General features: G+C 43.6%; 13 protein-coding genes and 2 tRNA genes. 6 read left to right on the forward strand and 9 right to left on the reverse strand.

Features of this window, described 5'->3' with window-relative positions:
* Nucleotides 1-35 precede the first annotated feature (35 nt).
* Both C7B77_RS09285 and C7B77_RS09290 read right to left on the reverse strand, forming a co-directional pair.
* A complete protein-coding gene (locus C7B77_RS09285) occupies nt 36-1,142 on the reverse strand; it encodes an ATP-grasp domain-containing protein (protein ID WP_106303227.1) in 1,107 nt (368 codons plus the stop codon).
* A 165-nt stretch (nt 1,143-1,307) separates the two neighbouring features.
* Entirely contained in the window at nt 1,308-2,144 is an 837-nt protein-coding gene (locus C7B77_RS09290; protein ID WP_106303230.1) for a hypothetical protein, read from the reverse strand.
* A gap of 172 nt (nt 2,145-2,316) precedes the next feature.
* Here C7B77_RS09290 and C7B77_RS09295 point away from each other — a divergent pair, with 172 nt between their 5' ends.
* Nucleotides 2,317-2,718, forward strand: a complete 402-nt coding sequence (locus tag C7B77_RS09295) for a tetratricopeptide repeat protein (RefSeq protein WP_219892058.1) — start codon at nt 2,317-2,319, stop codon at nt 2,716-2,718.
* 145 nt (nt 2,719-2,863) lie between these two features.
* Nucleotides 2,864-6,667 (forward strand): FkbM family methyltransferase, encoded by a 3,804-nt coding sequence (locus tag C7B77_RS09300; protein ID WP_106303236.1) that lies wholly within the window; start codon nt 2,864-2,866, stop codon nt 6,665-6,667.
* Between the two features lie 186 nt (nt 6,668-6,853).
* On the opposite strand, the gene C7B77_RS09305 is transcribed toward C7B77_RS09300, so the two are convergent.
* Together C7B77_RS09305 and moaC are read right to left on the reverse strand one after the other, a co-directional pair.
* Nucleotides 6,854-7,258 (reverse strand): NIL domain-containing protein, encoded by a 405-nt coding sequence (locus C7B77_RS09305; protein WP_106303239.1) that lies wholly within the window; start codon nt 7,256-7,258, stop codon nt 6,854-6,856.
* Between the two features lie 104 nt (nt 7,259-7,362).
* A complete protein-coding gene (moaC, locus tag C7B77_RS09310; protein ID WP_106303242.1) occupies nt 7,363-7,881 on the reverse strand; it encodes a cyclic pyranopterin monophosphate synthase MoaC in 519 nt (172 codons plus the stop codon).
* Nucleotides 7,882-7,918: 37 nt separating this feature from the next.
* Between moaC and C7B77_RS09315 the strand changes: the two genes are divergently transcribed.
* A tRNA-Arg gene (locus tag C7B77_RS09315) sits at nt 7,919-7,991 on the forward strand.
* Nucleotides 7,992-8,086: 95 nt separating this feature from the next.
* A tRNA-Arg gene (locus C7B77_RS09320) sits at nt 8,087-8,159 on the forward strand.
* A gap of 210 nt (nt 8,160-8,369) precedes the next feature.
* On the opposite strand, the gene C7B77_RS09325 is transcribed toward C7B77_RS09320, so the two are convergent.
* The 3 genes from C7B77_RS09325 to petH all read right to left on the reverse strand — a co-directional run bounded on the left by C7B77_RS09325 (nt 8,370) and on the right by petH (nt 11,443).
* Nucleotides 8,370-9,419: an LOG family protein gene (locus C7B77_RS09325; protein ID WP_106303245.1), complete on the reverse strand. Its 1,050-nt coding sequence runs from the start codon at nt 9,417-9,419 to the stop codon at nt 8,370-8,372.
* A 324-nt stretch (nt 9,420-9,743) separates the two neighbouring features.
* Nucleotides 9,744-10,067 (reverse strand): thioredoxin, encoded by a 324-nt coding sequence (gene trxA / locus C7B77_RS09330; RefSeq protein WP_015160796.1) that lies wholly within the window; start codon nt 10,065-10,067, stop codon nt 9,744-9,746.
* 152 nt (nt 10,068-10,219) lie between these two features.
* Complete coding sequence (gene petH / locus C7B77_RS09335) at nt 10,220-11,443, reverse strand: bifunctional rod-capping linker CpcD/ferredoxin--NADP reductase PetH (protein WP_106303248.1); 1,224 nt, start codon at nt 11,441-11,443, stop codon at nt 10,220-10,222.
* A gap of 682 nt (nt 11,444-12,125) precedes the next feature.
* On the opposite strand from petH, the gene C7B77_RS09340 reads away from it, so the two are divergent.
* Nucleotides 12,126-13,124 (forward strand): phosphoribulokinase, encoded by a 999-nt coding sequence (locus C7B77_RS09340; RefSeq protein ID WP_106303250.1) that lies wholly within the window; start codon nt 12,126-12,128, stop codon nt 13,122-13,124.
* A gap of 185 nt (nt 13,125-13,309) precedes the next feature.
* Nucleotides 13,310-13,846 carry a Uma2 family endonuclease gene (locus tag C7B77_RS09345; RefSeq protein ID WP_106303253.1) on the forward strand — a complete coding sequence of 179 codons (537 nt, stop codon included), beginning with the start codon at nt 13,310-13,312 and terminating at the stop codon, nt 13,844-13,846.
* Between the two features lie 161 nt (nt 13,847-14,007).
* Here C7B77_RS09345 and C7B77_RS09350 read toward each other — a convergent pair whose 3' ends face one another.
* A complete protein-coding gene (locus tag C7B77_RS09350) occupies nt 14,008-14,385 on the reverse strand; it encodes a hypothetical protein (RefSeq protein ID WP_106303256.1) in 378 nt (125 codons plus the stop codon).
* A 390-nt stretch (nt 14,386-14,775) separates the two neighbouring features.
* Nucleotides 14,776-15,366, reverse strand: a complete 591-nt coding sequence (lepB, locus tag C7B77_RS09355; RefSeq protein ID WP_106303259.1) for a signal peptidase I — start codon at nt 15,364-15,366, stop codon at nt 14,776-14,778.
* Between the last annotated feature and the right edge of the window lie 285 nt (nt 15,367-15,651).

Here is a 15,651-nt window from a genome sequence, read left to right on the forward strand (position 1 = left end):
GCCTAAAGCCTAAAGCCTAGAGCCTAAAGCCTACATTACGGCTTAGCCAGCTTCAAAGTCTGCGCGATCGCGCGATCGAAATTAGTGACTAGTTTAATAGATAACGGCAGAAATCCTTCAAGTCGATCGAGGTCTGGTTCCAATACTCGCCAGATAATCGTCATCTGCGGATCGCGAGCCAAATATTGCATCACTTGTTGACAACTATCGATCTCACTGCCGACAAAATTCACCAATAAAACATCGATTGGTGGTGAGTTGGTACGCTCGCCACCATTGACATTCACGCCAATGCGATCGAGAGCGATCTGGATTTCTTCGCTACAGGCGGGATCGACAACGATACATTGTCCCACTTGCCCACCGCCTTGAGCGATCCCATCCAACATTGCTAGAGCCAAACCATTGCCACTACACAGAATCCCGATATTCCCGACTTCATTAAATAGCGGAGATAAAGTACCCAATCGATTGCGAGCGACATCCACCATCTGCCAGGGTTGAAGATTTGGGTGTCTGCCTACAGCATAGTGGTTGACACTAATTTTGCCATCTAAGGCCATTACGGCACCATCCCGATCGACACCCAGCGGATTGATCTCGACCAAATCTAAATCTTGCGCTCGCATCAAGAGGTACATCTTCTCGATAATTTCGCTCACAGCCAACATGATCTCACCTTTGAGTCCCATTTTCAAAGCGAGCTGCCGCGCGTAAAAAGAGGAAAACTCTTCATAGACGACTACCTGATGAATGCGATCGAGAATGGTATTGACATTCATCCCGCCATCTGTAGAGCCGAGTAATACCGGACGGCAAGCTAATCTGTCGATCACGATCGCTAGATAAAACTCCTGGCTTGTATTGTATTTCGCCTCTGCTAACAGCACATGGGGATATTCCCCCAAAATCGGCAAATTGAAGATCGTCCGGGCTGCGGCGATCGCATCGATGGTATTCTCGACAAATCTAATCCCCCCAGCTTTGCCCCGATTGCCGACGCTAACTTGCGATTTTAATACTACTGGATATGGAATCCGCAATGCCTTGAGATCCCCCGGTCGATCGATCCGTTGGGACGGCAATACGGGAATGCCAACATCCGCGAACAATTCTTTAGCCTGGTACTCTAATAAATCCATGCAACGGGATAGGGGTAGATGGGTAGATGGGTAGATGGGTAGATGGATAGATGGGTAGATGCTAGGGTTTAGAGTTTAGCCGTAACAACATGGCATCTTTATTCGTACCTTATCATTACGAAAATTGCTAGGAATTTTAACTGGCAAACGGAGTCTAAGTGGGGGCTAATCTTTGGCTGGTGGTACTACATTATATTCTCCAGTCGGACTAATCGTTACTTTACCACCAGTAGCTCTGATTTCGGCGATTGCCCGCTCGATCGCCAGATCGTCTATTGCCGTACTCAACACCATGCTCCAAGCATCAAATCGAGCCTGTTTGCTATTGGGGTTGCGCGCTAAGAAATTGGCGGTAGCTTGGGAAACCTGCGCGGCAGTAAGACTCTGCGGATCTGTATATTCTCTCGCCCAGTTCGCAGCCGTTTGCATCGAATTGCGAGCGGCAGTCACATCTCCTAAAAATATTAACTCATCGACACCCTTGAGTCTCCAAATATAGTAACTGCGCTCGGGCACTTTGGGCGATAGTGACTTTAACCCGCGATTCATCAGATCGACCGTTCGCTCTGGTTCACCAGCATAAAGTGAGCCAGTACTCGACAGATAATAATAACCATAGAGAAAGCGGGGGTCGAGATCGAGGATCGTATCAAAATAATCGAGCGTCGCTCCATAGCCAGCTTTTTGCCTGACTTTTGTATCGCCAAAGTATTGGACAAAATCCAAAAAATACCAGTTAGCGATCGTATTCTTATATCCAAATGTCGGTAGTACTTTGGCGATCGAGAGTCGAGCTTTAATTTGAGCTTCTTCGCGCGCTAGCACGTCCTTATCCATATTTTTACTTTGATGCTTGAGCGTAGCTAATTGGGGTGTTTGCATATGTATTACAATTGCAAATGCTCCCAAGATCCAGCCAACTTGCACGATGAGGGTCGGCGATAGCTGGGATAATTTCGCTCTAAATTTATCTCCCAGTGAATTTTGGATAGATACTGACATAAATTGGTTAACTTCGCTCCAAAATGATAGTTAATAGCTGAAAGTTGGTAACTTAGAAGAATGGCTGGAGTTAGATGACCCTTGGTCTGCCTTCAGCAATCGAGACATCCAGGCTACACACCCCTATTACCAGGAGTAAACTGAAATCGTGGAAAACAACAAAAAAAGTACATTGACAAAAATAGTTGTAATTGGCTCGGGCATATCCTTTCTCGGTGGGAGTATATTGGGAATTGGCGGTATGATTAGCAGTTCTCTCGATCGACCCGCTGTTAATGAAAATGCCGCTCAATCTCAGAATGCCCAACTTCAAGCCGAAGAGAAAGGTTTTGCCACAGTTTTGCAACGCGAACCAAATAATCAAACTGCACTCAAAGGCTTGGTATCAAGTAGAATGCGCCGAGGCGATATCCTGGGTACTAAAGCCGCGCTCGAACGACTCGTCAAACTCAACCCCACCAACACTCAGTACAAAGAATTACTCGACGCCATCAACAAACAGGTAGCTGAAAGCAAAAATGTGGGTACTCTAAAACCAACTGGATCTCAGCAATCAGCACCAACGCCTAAGTAGCCTGGGGATAAATTCGGAAAGTCTTAGAGTTTATGGCTAGCTATAAATCTTTTGATTTCGCCTGGAATAGCAGAGCATCTTCCCCCGATTGCTGAGATACTCTCCTCTTTCAACCTCTAACTGTCATCCGAACAGAAGCATCCATATGAATAATGAAGTTAATAATTCTGAACTGAATTTTTTAATTCCTCCAGAAATTAAAAATGACGATTTTTACGCAATTATTCAGCAGCTTGCTAGAACAGAAGATATTCAGACAGTCTTAGAAATTGGCTCATCATCAGGTGGCGGTAGTACAGAAGCCTTTGTCACAGGACTGAGAGAAAATCCAAATCAGCCACAGCTTTTTTGTATGGAAGTTTCACAGGCTAGATTTACTGAATTAAATAAGCGGTATGAATGTGAAAAATTCGTCAAGTGTTACAATGTGTCTTCTGTTGCAATTGAAGAATTTCCATCCCGGACAGAAGTCATCGATTTTTACCATAATAGTAATAGCAATCTAAATAAATTTCCCTTAGAGGTTGTATTAGGATGGCTCCAACAGGATATTGACTATGTCAGGAATGCTGGGGTATCGGCAAATGGCATTAGAAAAGTAAAGCAAGACAACCAAATCGAAAATTTTGATTTAGTATTAATCGATGGTTCTGAATTCACTGGGGTTGCTGAGCTAAAAGAAGTGTACGGTAGCAAATTCATTTTATTAGATGATATTACTACTTTCAAAAATTATGTAAATCATCAACAGCTTCTTGCAGACCCTAATTATATTCTAATCGGTCACAATACCTCGATTCGGAATGGTTACTCAGTATTTAAGAGGTTGACTGATGCCAATGATAACTTAGCACCTCATGAATATTCAGAGCGAATGCTACTGAAAAAACTAGTGAAACCTGGAATGTTAGTCTTTGATGTAGGTGCAAATATTGGAGACTATTCAATTATTCTTAGTAGACTGGTAGGGAATTCTGGCACCGTGCACACATTCGAGCCTGCTTCCAGTACTTTTAAGAAGTTAGAAGAAAGATTGAGAAAATCTAAATGCAGCAATGTTAACGCACATCAAAAAGCAACTTATTCAGAGAATATTCCAATTGTTTTTAATGAATTTCCAGAAGATTTCTCAGTCTGGAATAGTATCGGCAAGCCAGAAATGCTTAATCCTAATGGATCGGGCGAGTGCGTGCCAATTGTTAACACAGAGATTGTAGAAGGAATTACATTAGATTATTTCTGCCAAAACAATGGTATCGAAAAAATAGATTACTTAAAAATTGATGTAGAAGGAGCTGAAAGTGATACCTTAGAAGGTGCGGTGAAGTTGCTGGGAAATAGAGCAGTTGGATATATCCAATTTGAAATATCTCAGAAAATGTTGGAAGGATTGGATCGGACTGCTAATGCCACATTCAATATTTTGAGAAAATATGGATACGAATGTCATCGGATTACTAAGGATGGAAGTATTGGAGAAGAAGTAAGTAGCTCTAATGCTTTCTATGAAAACTATATTGCTTTTCCATCTCTACCCATTCATTTTTTTACTATTGTTTTAAACGGACAACCATATCTTCCTTACCATATCGATATATTCAAACAACTTACTTGTCAATGGCACTGGCATATTATTGAAGGGGTCGCAGACTTAAAACATGATACTGGATGGAGTATCCAGCTAGGTGGTAGTATAAGTGATAACATTCATCGTAATGGTTTGAGTAATGACGGAACTACAGAATACTTAGACAACCTAGCTCAACTATACCCGGAAAATATCACCATTTATAGAAAACCAGTAGGCATTTTCTGGGATGGTAAACGGGAAATGGTAAATGCACCTCTGGCCAATATTCAAGAAGAATGTTTACTGTGGCAGATAGATGTAGATGAATTATGGACGTTGGATCAATTAAATATTACGCGACAACTATTTATCAACAATCCTGATAAAACTGCCGCATTCTATTGGTGCTGGTATTTTGTTGGAGAGCAGTTATTAATTAGTACCCGTAATTGTTATGCTCAAAATCCTAGCCAAGATTGGCTGCGTACTTGGAAATATAAACCAGGAGCGTTTTGGGCAGCACACGAGCCACCAGTATTAGTGGCACAAAGTAGTGATGGCGAACACAAAAACTTAGCAGCAATTAATCCTTTTTTACATCAAGAAACCGAACAAGCTGGGCTAGTTTTTCAGCATTTTGCTTATGCAACCAAAGAGCAATTGCTATTTAAAGAACAATATTATGGTTATCAAAATGCTGTTTATCAGTGGTCGAAGTTACAAGACGTAACTAAATTCCCAGTCTTCTTACGAGACTATTTTTCATGGGTTGGCGATAGTACTCAAGTTGATAGTGCGAGTGCGCTAGGTATCATACCAGTTGCTAAAAAAGAACACGACACCGATCGCTGGCGATTCTTACAGCCAGAGGAAATAGAGATACAAGCCCAAAAAATTAACAAGTCAACACCGAGAATAATAGTTGATGGAGTATTCTTTCAACTTTATCAGACTGGTATCGCTCGCGTCTGGAGGTCATTACTAGAAGAGTGGTCTCAAACCTCTTTCATCAAAAATATAGTTGTTCTAGATCGAGTAGGTACAGCTCCCCAAATACCTGGAGTTACTTATTGTCAAATTCCCGCCTATGACTATAAGAATATCGATACCGATCGCCAGATGTTGCAGCAAGTCTGTGATGAATTAGGTGCAGATTTATTCATCTCTACCTACTACACCACACCGCTGGAAACTCCTTCGGTATTCATGGGTTATGACATGATTCCAGAGGTATTAGGAGCCGATCTGAATCAACCAATGTGGCAAGAAAAACGCCGCGCGATCGAACATGCTTCTGCTTATATAACGATATCTGAGCATACAGCTAAGGACTTAGTTGAAATTTACTCAAATATCGATCCAGATACAGTGACAGTCGCTCATTGTGGCGTTCAGTCTATATTTCAGCAACCAAGTGTAACTAATCTGGCTGAATTTCGCTATAAATATGGCATTGCTAAGCCTTATTTTGTAATTGGTGCTCCAGGTGGGTATAAAAATATCGAGTTATTCTTACAAGCATTCGATCGACTACCTACTAAGTCAGGCTTCGACATTATTATGACTGGCGGTCACATATTGAGTCAGGAAGATCGACAGTATAGTTTCGGTACGAATGTTCATTATTTACGATTAGATGATTTCGAGTTAAGCCTTGCTTACGCAGGTGCGATCGCATTAGTTTATCCTTCTAAATATGAGGGTTTTGGCTTGCCGATCGTCGAAGCAATGGCTAGCGGTTGCCCCGTGATTACTTGTCCGAATGCTTCAATTCCCGAAGTTGCTGGTGAGGCAGTTATCTATGTATTTGATGACGATATCGATGGGATGGCGGAAGCTCTATGTGAGGTACAAAAACCGCAGCTAAGGGCAGCTTTGATTGCAGCAGGTTTGGAACAGATAAAACAGTTCTCTTGGTCTAAAATGGGAGATATTGTTAAAGATGTTTTAATCGCACAAACCTTAACTCATCTGCCATTGAGCGATCGAAATCTAATTATTTTCCCCGATTGGTCGCAAGATGAAGAAGTGTTAGGGGAAGAGATTGCGAATGTTTGCTATAACCTAGCTCAAAGTTCGGAATTCGATCGACCGACTTTATTAATCGATACTACAAATGCTAAAGATATTGAATCTGTTAATGTCTTAATATCAGGTATTGCCATGAATCTTATGATGGCTGCCGATCTAGATATTACCGAACACTTAGAGATAGCTTTAACTGGAGAACTATCATCGATTCAGTGGGAATCTTTATTACCTAAATTGCACAGCCGAATTAAATTAGAGCTAGAAGATGCTCGATCGCTTGCATCATCTGGAGCCAGTCTACTAAGTGAAATCGATCTAGTTGCATCTCCAGCTCTAGTCTCAGTATAGTTCTCCCATCTGCTGGAGGAGACAGTAAAAACTGGTTATTAATTTTACCGCGCTCTCATCCTTAAGCCCGATCTTATCATTGTGAATTCCCAAATAAAAGGAGATATATCTATCTCCTTTTTTATTTATCCAAATTTCCAAATAAAAGATGAGTAGATAAGATCGCTCTGTCAGGTTGCGATCGAGCTACAAATTGGTAGAAATTGCGCCAACGGGGCAAGTTGGGATACATTGTTCGCAAACGATACAACGCGATCGCGTAAAGTTAAGTTTGAAAGTATCGGGTGCGAGATTGAGAGCCTCAGTCGGACATACGCCAGTACACAACCCACAATCGACACAGACCTCTTCATCAACATATATTTCCTTATTCGCCGTCGAAACTTGAATGCCTTGAGATCGCATCCACTCTATGGCTGCATCGAGTTCGTCAATGTCCCCAGCCAGTTCTACTACTAATTTCCCAATTTGGTTGGGTGCTACCTGCGCGCGAATGATGTTAGCCGCGATATTAAAATCTTTAGCCAGTCGATATGCAACTGGCATCTGAATAGTACGTTTGGGAAAGGTCAGAGTTACCCGTTTTTTCACGATTGTAAGGAAGAGAGGGAATACGCACTCGCTATCGATCGCATTTTAAGGCTTAACCGAGTCAAAGAGAATTTTTAGCTGATTAAATTTTAATCTCCTATCCCCTATTCCTTACCCTTAACTTGAAAGTCTGACTTACCACCAGTTTTACTCACCAAGCGGATATTCTCGATCTGCATCGACTTTTCCAAAGCTTTAGCCATATCGTATAAAGTTAAAGCCGCGATCGATACCGCCGTCAGAGCTTCCATTTCCACACCAGTTTTGGCTTCAATCGTCACTGTCGATCGGATCGAAATTCCTGGCAAATCTCGATCGGGAATTAACTCTACCGCGACCTGACTTAAAGGTAGAGGATGACACAGCGGAATGAGATTGGCTGTCTGCTTCGCCGCCATGATACCCGCAATCCTCGCGACACCTAAAACGTCACCCTTAGGGGCATTGCCCGCTAGAATCGCCTCTAGGGTACTAGCAGACATGCGGACTCGACCTTCGGCAACAGCCGTGCGCTTAGTCACGACCTTTTCAGCCACATCTACCATCTTCGCTTCTCCCCGATCGTTTAAATGCGTGAGCTGGGAATCTAGCTGAGATTCAGTCCAACTGGAAAAATTTTGCATGATTACGCTAAAGTATGTTATATTGGTTTGCTGGCTAGGGCGAGTAGTTTAGTGGATAGAGCGTCCGGCTACGAACCGGAAGGTCGGGGGTTCGAATCCCTCCTTGCCCACTAATTTAAGCTAAAAGGTTCGAGTGTAGTAATCTCGAACCTTTTTAGTTTTTTCATCAGTTGGGAAAAGGTATGTTATAATAAAGAACGGACTAGGGCAAGTAGCTCAGTGGATAGAGCTTCTGACTACGGATCAGAAGGTCGGGGGTTCGAATCCCTCCTTGCTCATTAAATTTTACAACTTTTACTACCTACCAAAATTGACCTAGCTAGATTAAGGTATGAATTGCCCCTACCTTAAATTCATACCGATCTCGTAATGTAATGATAAATCATACTCAATACTTCTCGGCTAAGTTAGCCACCGATTAAAATCGGTCGATCTCAAAGTGAATCTAGCAGCACTGAGACAATCCTCAACCTTAACTGAAACTGAAGTTATTTAGCTTCGGGATGAGTATCCAGACAACTTTCCCCATCCATCCGACCGATCCTGCCGATCATCTGATACAAACGTCCAAAATCGCGCCTGTCGAACTTGAATACCAATCGCGGCAGATCGACGGTCGGATCGTCAGACTCTTGAGGTAGAGCGGTAGTTTGAACGATTTTACCGTTAGCTGCTAAGTCACCAAATTCTTGATTGAGCAACTCTAGATCTCCATCGCAAATGGCCACTTTCAATCGCATCACAAACATATCGCCAACGTAACGGCTAGAGTGATATACCTGATAAAAGTTCCGAATCGCCTCTGCTGCGACATGAATATCATCAGCGATCGTATATAAATTTAGATCTCCTGGACTAATCAACCCCGTTGCGGCTAAGTGCTGGCGCAAATAAGCGTCCCAATCGCGCCAATATGTACCGCCAGGACGATCTAGTAAAACGATGGGAACGGGGCCGTATCGCCCGGTTTGACACAGTGTGAGCGTTTCAAGAGCTTCATCTAACGTTCCAAATCCACCTGGAAACAGCACAACGGCATCGCTTTCTCTCAAGAAAAATAACTTGCGCGTGAAGAAATATTTAAACGCGATCGTTTTTGGATCTCCCAAAATATATTTATTCGCGCTCTGTTCGTAAGGAAGCTGAATATTCAAGCCAAAAGAATTTTCCGATCCGGCTCCAGCATTGGCGGCTGCCATAATCCCACCACCAGCACCAGTAATGGTCATAAATCCCTGCTGGGTGATAAGCTGTGCGAAATCATAGGCAAGCTGATATTCAGGCACTGTCTCGCTAGTGCGCGCCGAGCCAAATACTGCGACCTTGCGAACGTGTCGGTAGGGATAAAATACCTCGAAGGCTCTCTCCATGTCACCGATAGCCGCACTTAGAATCTTCCAATCCAACCTGTCAATCTCAGATTCAGATAGCCGTAAAATTGCTTCTAATGCCCGCTGAATCCACTTACCATTACTCATGCTGGGTAAGCGATCGATCGTAGCCGAGAGATTATCTTTGAGTTCGGATAGAGCATCCATAGGTTTAATTCAAAATTAATTGGCTGGTGCCCAGTTACTCTTAAAAGCCTAAATACTTACCAGTACGCATTGAAAAGCGTCTCTAGCCTAATCTAGACTGAGACGCTATTTAACTAGGCATACGAGAATATCGATCGAGCATACTATTCTTGGAATTAGTCAGCTCCCATTTTGATTTGCATCTGACAGATTGCCAGACATAAATGGTACAGCGATCTATCTACTGCTAGCCCCAATCGTCTGAGCCAACTGAAACAGAAGTTACATCTTCTCAATTTCGATCGAGGATTTAGCTTGCTATTTAAACTAGGCTAATTGCAATATTTAAAGATATTTTTCGACAGTATTGGAAAGAGTTGCTTTGGGAACGGCACCGACCACAGTATCAACTTTTTGACCGCCTTTAAAAATCATCAGCGTGGGAATACTCCGAATGCCGTATTGACTGGCAACGTTGGGATTATTGTCAGTATTAAGCTTGAATACTTTGATTTTGCCTTCATACTGGGCGGCGATTTCATCCACTACAGGGCCGACCATTCTACAAGGACCGCACCAAGGTGCCCAGAAATCCACTAATACTGGAATCTCACTATCCAGGACATCTTCCTTAAAAGAACCGTCTGTAACTTCGACTGCTGACGACATGGCTCCAATCCTTATTTTACCTAAGTTTGTTCGGTTTGTATGCAATTTTACCATATGAATCAGGGGTAGAGGGTAGAGAGTAGGCGGTAGGAAAATAATTCGTAATTACCTTCTCTTGCCTATTCCCCACTCTCTACCCCCTACTCTCTACATTAGTAGGTTTCAACGTGCCAACGACCAGCACGTTTCATTTGAGAGCGGTAATCAGCCCATTTGACATTGGACTTGCTAGCGGCTTCAGTGAGTGCCGCATCGATACCCGTTTCCATCCCTTTGAGTCCGCAGATGTAAACGTGAGTTTTCTCGTTTTGAATCAAAGACCAGAGTTCGTCCGCATTTTCAGCGATCCGATCTTGGATGTACATCTTGCCACCCTGTGCATTTTTCTGTTCGCGACTGACGGCATAAGTCAGCTTGAAGTTGTCAGGATATCTGTGTTGAATTTCTTCGAGTTCGCCTTTGTAGAGGATGTTGGGAGTAGTTGCTACGCCAAATACCAACCAAGCCAAACCTTTGAATTGATAGTCGGGATTGGCATGACGCTCGTTATCCTTAAACATCCGCCACAGGTAAGCGCGGAATGGTGCGATTCCCGTTCCTGTTGCCATCATGATCACTGTTGCTTCAGGATCTTCGGGCAAGAGCATTTCTTTCCCAGTGGGGCCAGTAATCTGGACATCATCGCCCGGTTTGATATTGCACAAGAATGTCGAACAGACACCTTCAACTTCTTTACCAGTTTTCTCGTCTTTGTACTCTAATTTGCGCACGCACAACGAGACAGTTTTGTCATCGACATCATCGCCGTGACGGGTGCTCGCGATTGAGTACAGACGAATTTTATGGGGTTTACCTTTATTATCTTTACCAGGAGGAATAATCCCGATACTTTGGCCTTCAAAGTACCGTAAATCTCCAGCGGAAATGTCAAATTTCACATGTTGAACCATGCCGATGCCACCTTCAGCCAGCAGATTGTCATTGGAAATACATTTACCAACGAACGGAGCATTGGGGCGATAGATATTGACCGGAACATCTGCATGTTTTTTAACAGCAGGTGCGGGTGCAGCGGCTGCTGTTGGTGCTGATTCGTTACTCTGAACCGGAGTCTCGTCACTGGCTGTGGAAACTGATTCTACTGTCGCTGAAAAAGGACGAATACTGAGAATTTTGCCACCTAATTTGGCAATGCGGCGCATTTCTTGATTCATCCGTTGATAAGGAACGGTAATGAACGAGCTACCGCTACGACGGATCTTGTTACTATTGCCCTCTGAAGATTGTGTATCGCGTAGACCGATAACTTCGTAGACAAACAGACGATTATTTGCTGCTGAGTTACCAGCACTACCGCTTAGACTTGAATTGTACATTGCTATTTTATATCTCCGAACCCCAAATATTAGGTGTCATTATAACTTTAGTTACTTCAAATATCACTCGTTCCCGCGAGCCTCTCCATCGGGAGATGCTTCGCTGCTAGCTGTTAGACTAGAGTGCAGACAACCTGTCGCTATATAAACATATTCCAGTCAGGATACCGTAGCTACGCCCCATTACACAAGAGCGATCGGGCGAGTTTCCCAAATTGAGCGGTCTTAGGTCGATTACCTACTGCGAGCGCGGCTGCGCCAACGGGGATCGCCGCCGTCACATGCTAGATTCGGCTTGATTCATCGCGCTCCAATGTTTGGTTGTCTATCGATCGCGATCTCTGCGCTCCTGCTTCGGCTATAATGTTGTCTGGGTAATAGTTTTTACATTACAGACACACGCGATCTAGCCGAGCTGAATATAATTAAGTTAATGGTAGCTATCGCTACAGAAGTGTGCTTAAATTAGGATTTTATACCTGAGAGATCGCCATCGAATGCCGATTCGAGGGATAATTGCACTAGCTCTTGACATCGACCGATTTTCTCCAGTGCCAAATACTGTACCCATGGAAAATTAGTTTGTGTCTGGTTCGATTGGGATAGCGGTTTGAGGTAAAATTTTATTTCAAAGAACTAGAACTAAATACTTACAAAAGATTTCAATATATAGAGGATAGCTATGACAAAGGTGGATCGCGTGGTAATAATTGGGGTTGCTGGAGACTCCGGCTGTGGTAAGTCAACGTTTTTACAACGGATTATTGACTTGTTTGGGGAGAGTTTCGTGACGGTAATCTGTTTGGATGACTACCATAGTCTCGATCGATACCAGCGCAAAGAGCAAAAGGTAACAGCACTCGATCCGCGTGCGAACAATTTCGACCTGATGTACGAGCAAATCAAAGCTCTTAAAAGCGGTCAATCGATCGAAAAACCAATTTACAACCATGAGACTGGTTTGATCGACCCTCCCGAAACAATCGAACCCAATCACGTAGTTGTAATTGAAGGTTTGCATCCACTCTATGACGAAAGAGTCAGAGGTCTGATCGACTTTAGCGTCTACCTCGATATCACCGATGATGTCAAAATCGCTTGGAAGATTCAAAGAGACATGGCCGAGCGCGGTCACAGCTACGATGATGTCTTAGCTGCAATCGAATCTCGTCGTCCTGACTTTGAAGCATACATCGAGCCACAACGCGGTCATGCCGATGTTGTAATTCAAGTATTACCGACTAAGTTGATCGACGATAAAGAAAGCAAGCTTTTACGCGTGCGCCTAATGCAGCGCGAAGGTGTCTCTGACTTCGATCCCGTTTACCTCTTCGACGAGGGTTCTACGATTCACTGGAGACCTTGCGGACGCAAATTGACTTGTGAATATCCTGGAATCAAGATGTTCTACGGCCCAGATACCTATTACGGACATCCCGTATCGGTACTCGAACTAGACGGTCAGTTGGGCAACCTAGAGCAAGTAAGTTACATCGAGAGCCACTTGAGCAATATTTCTACCAAACACAAAGGTGAAATGACTAGCCTCCTGCTCCAACACCGCGAGTATCCTGGTTCTAATAATGGTACTGGTTTATTCCAAGTAATGGTCGGTCTGAAAATGAGAGCAACTTACGAACGTTTGACTTCTAAAGAAGCTAAAGTTGCTGCAAAAGTCTAATCGGCTTGCCTGATAACTTGGCTTAAGTTAGATTCAAAAAAGAGAGGGTAGTGCAAAACGCCCTCTCTTTTTTATTGCTAGCAATTTCGATCGATGTTCGATTAGCCCAACTTGAATTTTGCCAGAATCCAATGCGAGGTGAGATCTTGTTAAGATAGTATCGATCTGACTCGATCGATAAAGCGATGATTGCTACCACGACAAAAAAACTTACGAAGGCAGAATTTTGGGCATTAGCAGATGCTAGCGATCTCACTTATGAATTAATCGATAGCATTGCCGTACCTAAAATGTCCCCTAAGTATTTTCATTCCCGCTCGACTCTGGCTTTAGTCACTATTCTCAATCTATGGAGCGATGGGCGTGGGAGAGTGGGCATTGAATGGGCGTTCGATTTGAGTGATAACTATACACCCGTGCCAGATTTGCTCTATGTTTCATTCGATCGATTACCAGCAAGTTGGAATGAAAATGCCGCTTGTCCCGTCCCACCCGAACTCGCAATTGAAATTATCTCACCCGGACAAACTTTCGGACAAATGACCCAAAAAGCTGGTCTTTATCTCACTGGCAATGTATTGCGAGTGTGGATAGTCGAGCCAGAAGCTAAAAGTGTGACTGTATTTTATCCCGATCGCCCGCCCACAACTTATATAAGCGAGGGCATAATTACCGACGAGCTATTCCCTGGGTTATCGGTAGCTATCGATCGCCTATTTTAGAATTTAGTTAGAGATTGTAACGCGAAGGAGCCAGGAATAGCCACAACTAGTAGTGGTTATTCACACGCGAGGCACCCCTACAGCTTAATTTTGCAGGGGTGCCTCTGATGTAACTCATGTTTTGGCAGTACAGATCTCGATAGAAGATGTGCCGAGCTTAATTATTCTTCCCAGGAGTCTAGATCCAGCGCGGGCGAACCACCTCTGTCGAGTTGTCTGAACACAACTCGGAGCTGAAACCACAGCAAAATGGCAATTAACAACGTCAATGGAAATGCGATACTATATGCCAGCCAGCTTGGAAATCCGAAAATTTCTAACCCAGCCGAGAGAAAGAAAATAATCCCCACGCAAATACCTAAAAAGGGCAACTGCAAGCTAATCCCATCGCTATTGGCAAGAATGATGTTTTTTCGATCTGCCGACCAAGCTTTGACGTTCTGGCGTAGGGTGCTGTCGAAAGCGGCTCCGCAAGCTATGCCAGCAAATAAACCAGCAAATAAAATAAAATAGGGCGGATCTTGAGGAAAGTAATACATTAGGGGATAGAGGATAGGGGATAGCGATGTACTCAAAGTCGGGTTGACCGAAGATCGAGCGCATCGGGACAGAAGAATTGGGAAAATTTATTGCTAAGAGCTGAAAGTCCCCTTTACACAATAATCTACCTTTGGATATAGAGTCTAACATTCGGCGATCGGTCATCTAAATGGCTGATGCCTGCGCGATCTCTAACAGGTTATATTTAATACAGAAGGTTGGACAGCTTAATCTAGGTTAATCATTAAGTCACCAAAATTCAACAATATTTTTTTAGTACTGTAAGTCTCATACTGATACTTCACTGCTAGGGAAAATCGGGGTTTTTAGCTTTTAGACCGATTGTTAGGCAACTGACGATCGGTCTTTTTTTGTCGCCAGCTACGGCGTTATCTCATGCCACCCCAACGTTCTAGCGGCCAAAAGCGGAAGCAAGCATGACCGATAATATTAGTCTTAGGCAAAAACCCCCAAACGTGAGAATCATTGCTATTGTTACGATTGTCACCCATCACAAATACTCGATCTGCGGGGACGACGACAGGCGACATGGCATAATTAGGCGGCTCGGCGATATATGATTCGGTTAATAAGTCACCATCGACATAGACGCGACCATTTTTAACTTCGATCGTATTCCCCGGTAGACCAATGACGCGTTTGATAAAAGCCTGCTCTTCTAGGTATCCTTGTGCTTGTAACTGCGGCGGTGGTGCAAAAACGATGATGTCGCCGCGTTGGGGTGGATGGCCATAGTAGGAGAGTTTTTCGACGATAACGCGATCGCCAATTTCTAATGTCGGTAACATCGATTCGGAGGGGATGTAGCGCGGCTCGGCAATAAATGTCCGAATGAAAAAAGCCAATCCGATCGCTACGACTAGGATCGTAATATTTTCGCTCCATTTTTGCCACCATTGCACCAGCAAAGGTTGAGGTGCCGTCGATTCTGGTTGGGATTGCTTGGGATCGATCTTCATGGAATAATTGATAATTACCTAAGTTGCTAGTTATAGATTTTTAGTGTGTAAGGAGAAAGGGGAAAGGGGAAAGGATAGGATAGAACAATTTCTTTTACCCTTTTCCCATAACCACCTTGCGAATATAACTAGCAACTTACGTTAATAGCTATAGCTATCTTATCCTAACAACTATTTATCACTCGATCGGCAAAGATTTAGACCACAGATCTCCTCGAACGAGAGTATGTAATTGCCAGCGGGGATCGAGTGAGGGGAAGTCAGTCCGGTAGTGTCCGCCGCGAC

This window comes from Chamaesiphon polymorphus CCALA 037 (assembly GCF_003003845.1).
GTDB classification, from domain to species: Bacteria; Cyanobacteriota; Cyanobacteriia; order Cyanobacteriales; family Chamaesiphonaceae; genus Chamaesiphon; species Chamaesiphon polymorphus.

Coding starts and splice junctions, on each gene's coding strand:
- C7B77_RS09285 (WP_106303227.1), bottom strand. CDS start 1,142: ATGGATTTATTAGAGTACCAGGCTAAAGAATTGTTCGCGGATGTTGGC.
- C7B77_RS09290 (WP_106303230.1), bottom strand. CDS start 2,144: ATGTCAGTATCTATCCAAAATTCACTGGGAGATAAATTTAGAGCGAAA.
- C7B77_RS09300 (WP_106303236.1), top strand. CDS start 2,864: ATGAATAATGAAGTTAATAATTCTGAACTGAATTTTTTAATTCCTCCA.
- moaC (WP_106303242.1), bottom strand. CDS start 7,881: ATGCAAAATTTTTCCAGTTGGACTGAATCTCAGCTAGATTCCCAGCTC.
- C7B77_RS09325 (WP_106303245.1), bottom strand. CDS start 9,419: ATGGATGCTCTATCCGAACTCAAAGATAATCTCTCGGCTACGATCGAT.
- trxA (WP_015160796.1), bottom strand. CDS start 10,067: ATGTCGTCAGCAGTCGAAGTTACAGACGGTTCTTTTAAGGAAGATGTC.
- petH (WP_106303248.1), bottom strand. CDS start 11,443: ATGTACAATTCAAGTCTAAGCGGTAGTGCTGGTAACTCAGCAGCAAAT.
- C7B77_RS09340 (WP_106303250.1), top strand. CDS start 12,126: ATGACAAAGGTGGATCGCGTGGTAATAATTGGGGTTGCTGGAGACTCC.
- C7B77_RS09345 (WP_106303253.1), top strand. CDS start 13,310: ATGATTGCTACCACGACAAAAAAACTTACGAAGGCAGAATTTTGGGCA.
- C7B77_RS09350 (WP_106303256.1), bottom strand. CDS start 14,385: ATGTATTACTTTCCTCAAGATCCGCCCTATTTTATTTTATTTGCTGGT.
- lepB (WP_106303259.1), bottom strand. CDS start 15,366: ATGAAGATCGATCCCAAGCAATCCCAACCAGAATCGACGGCACCTCAA.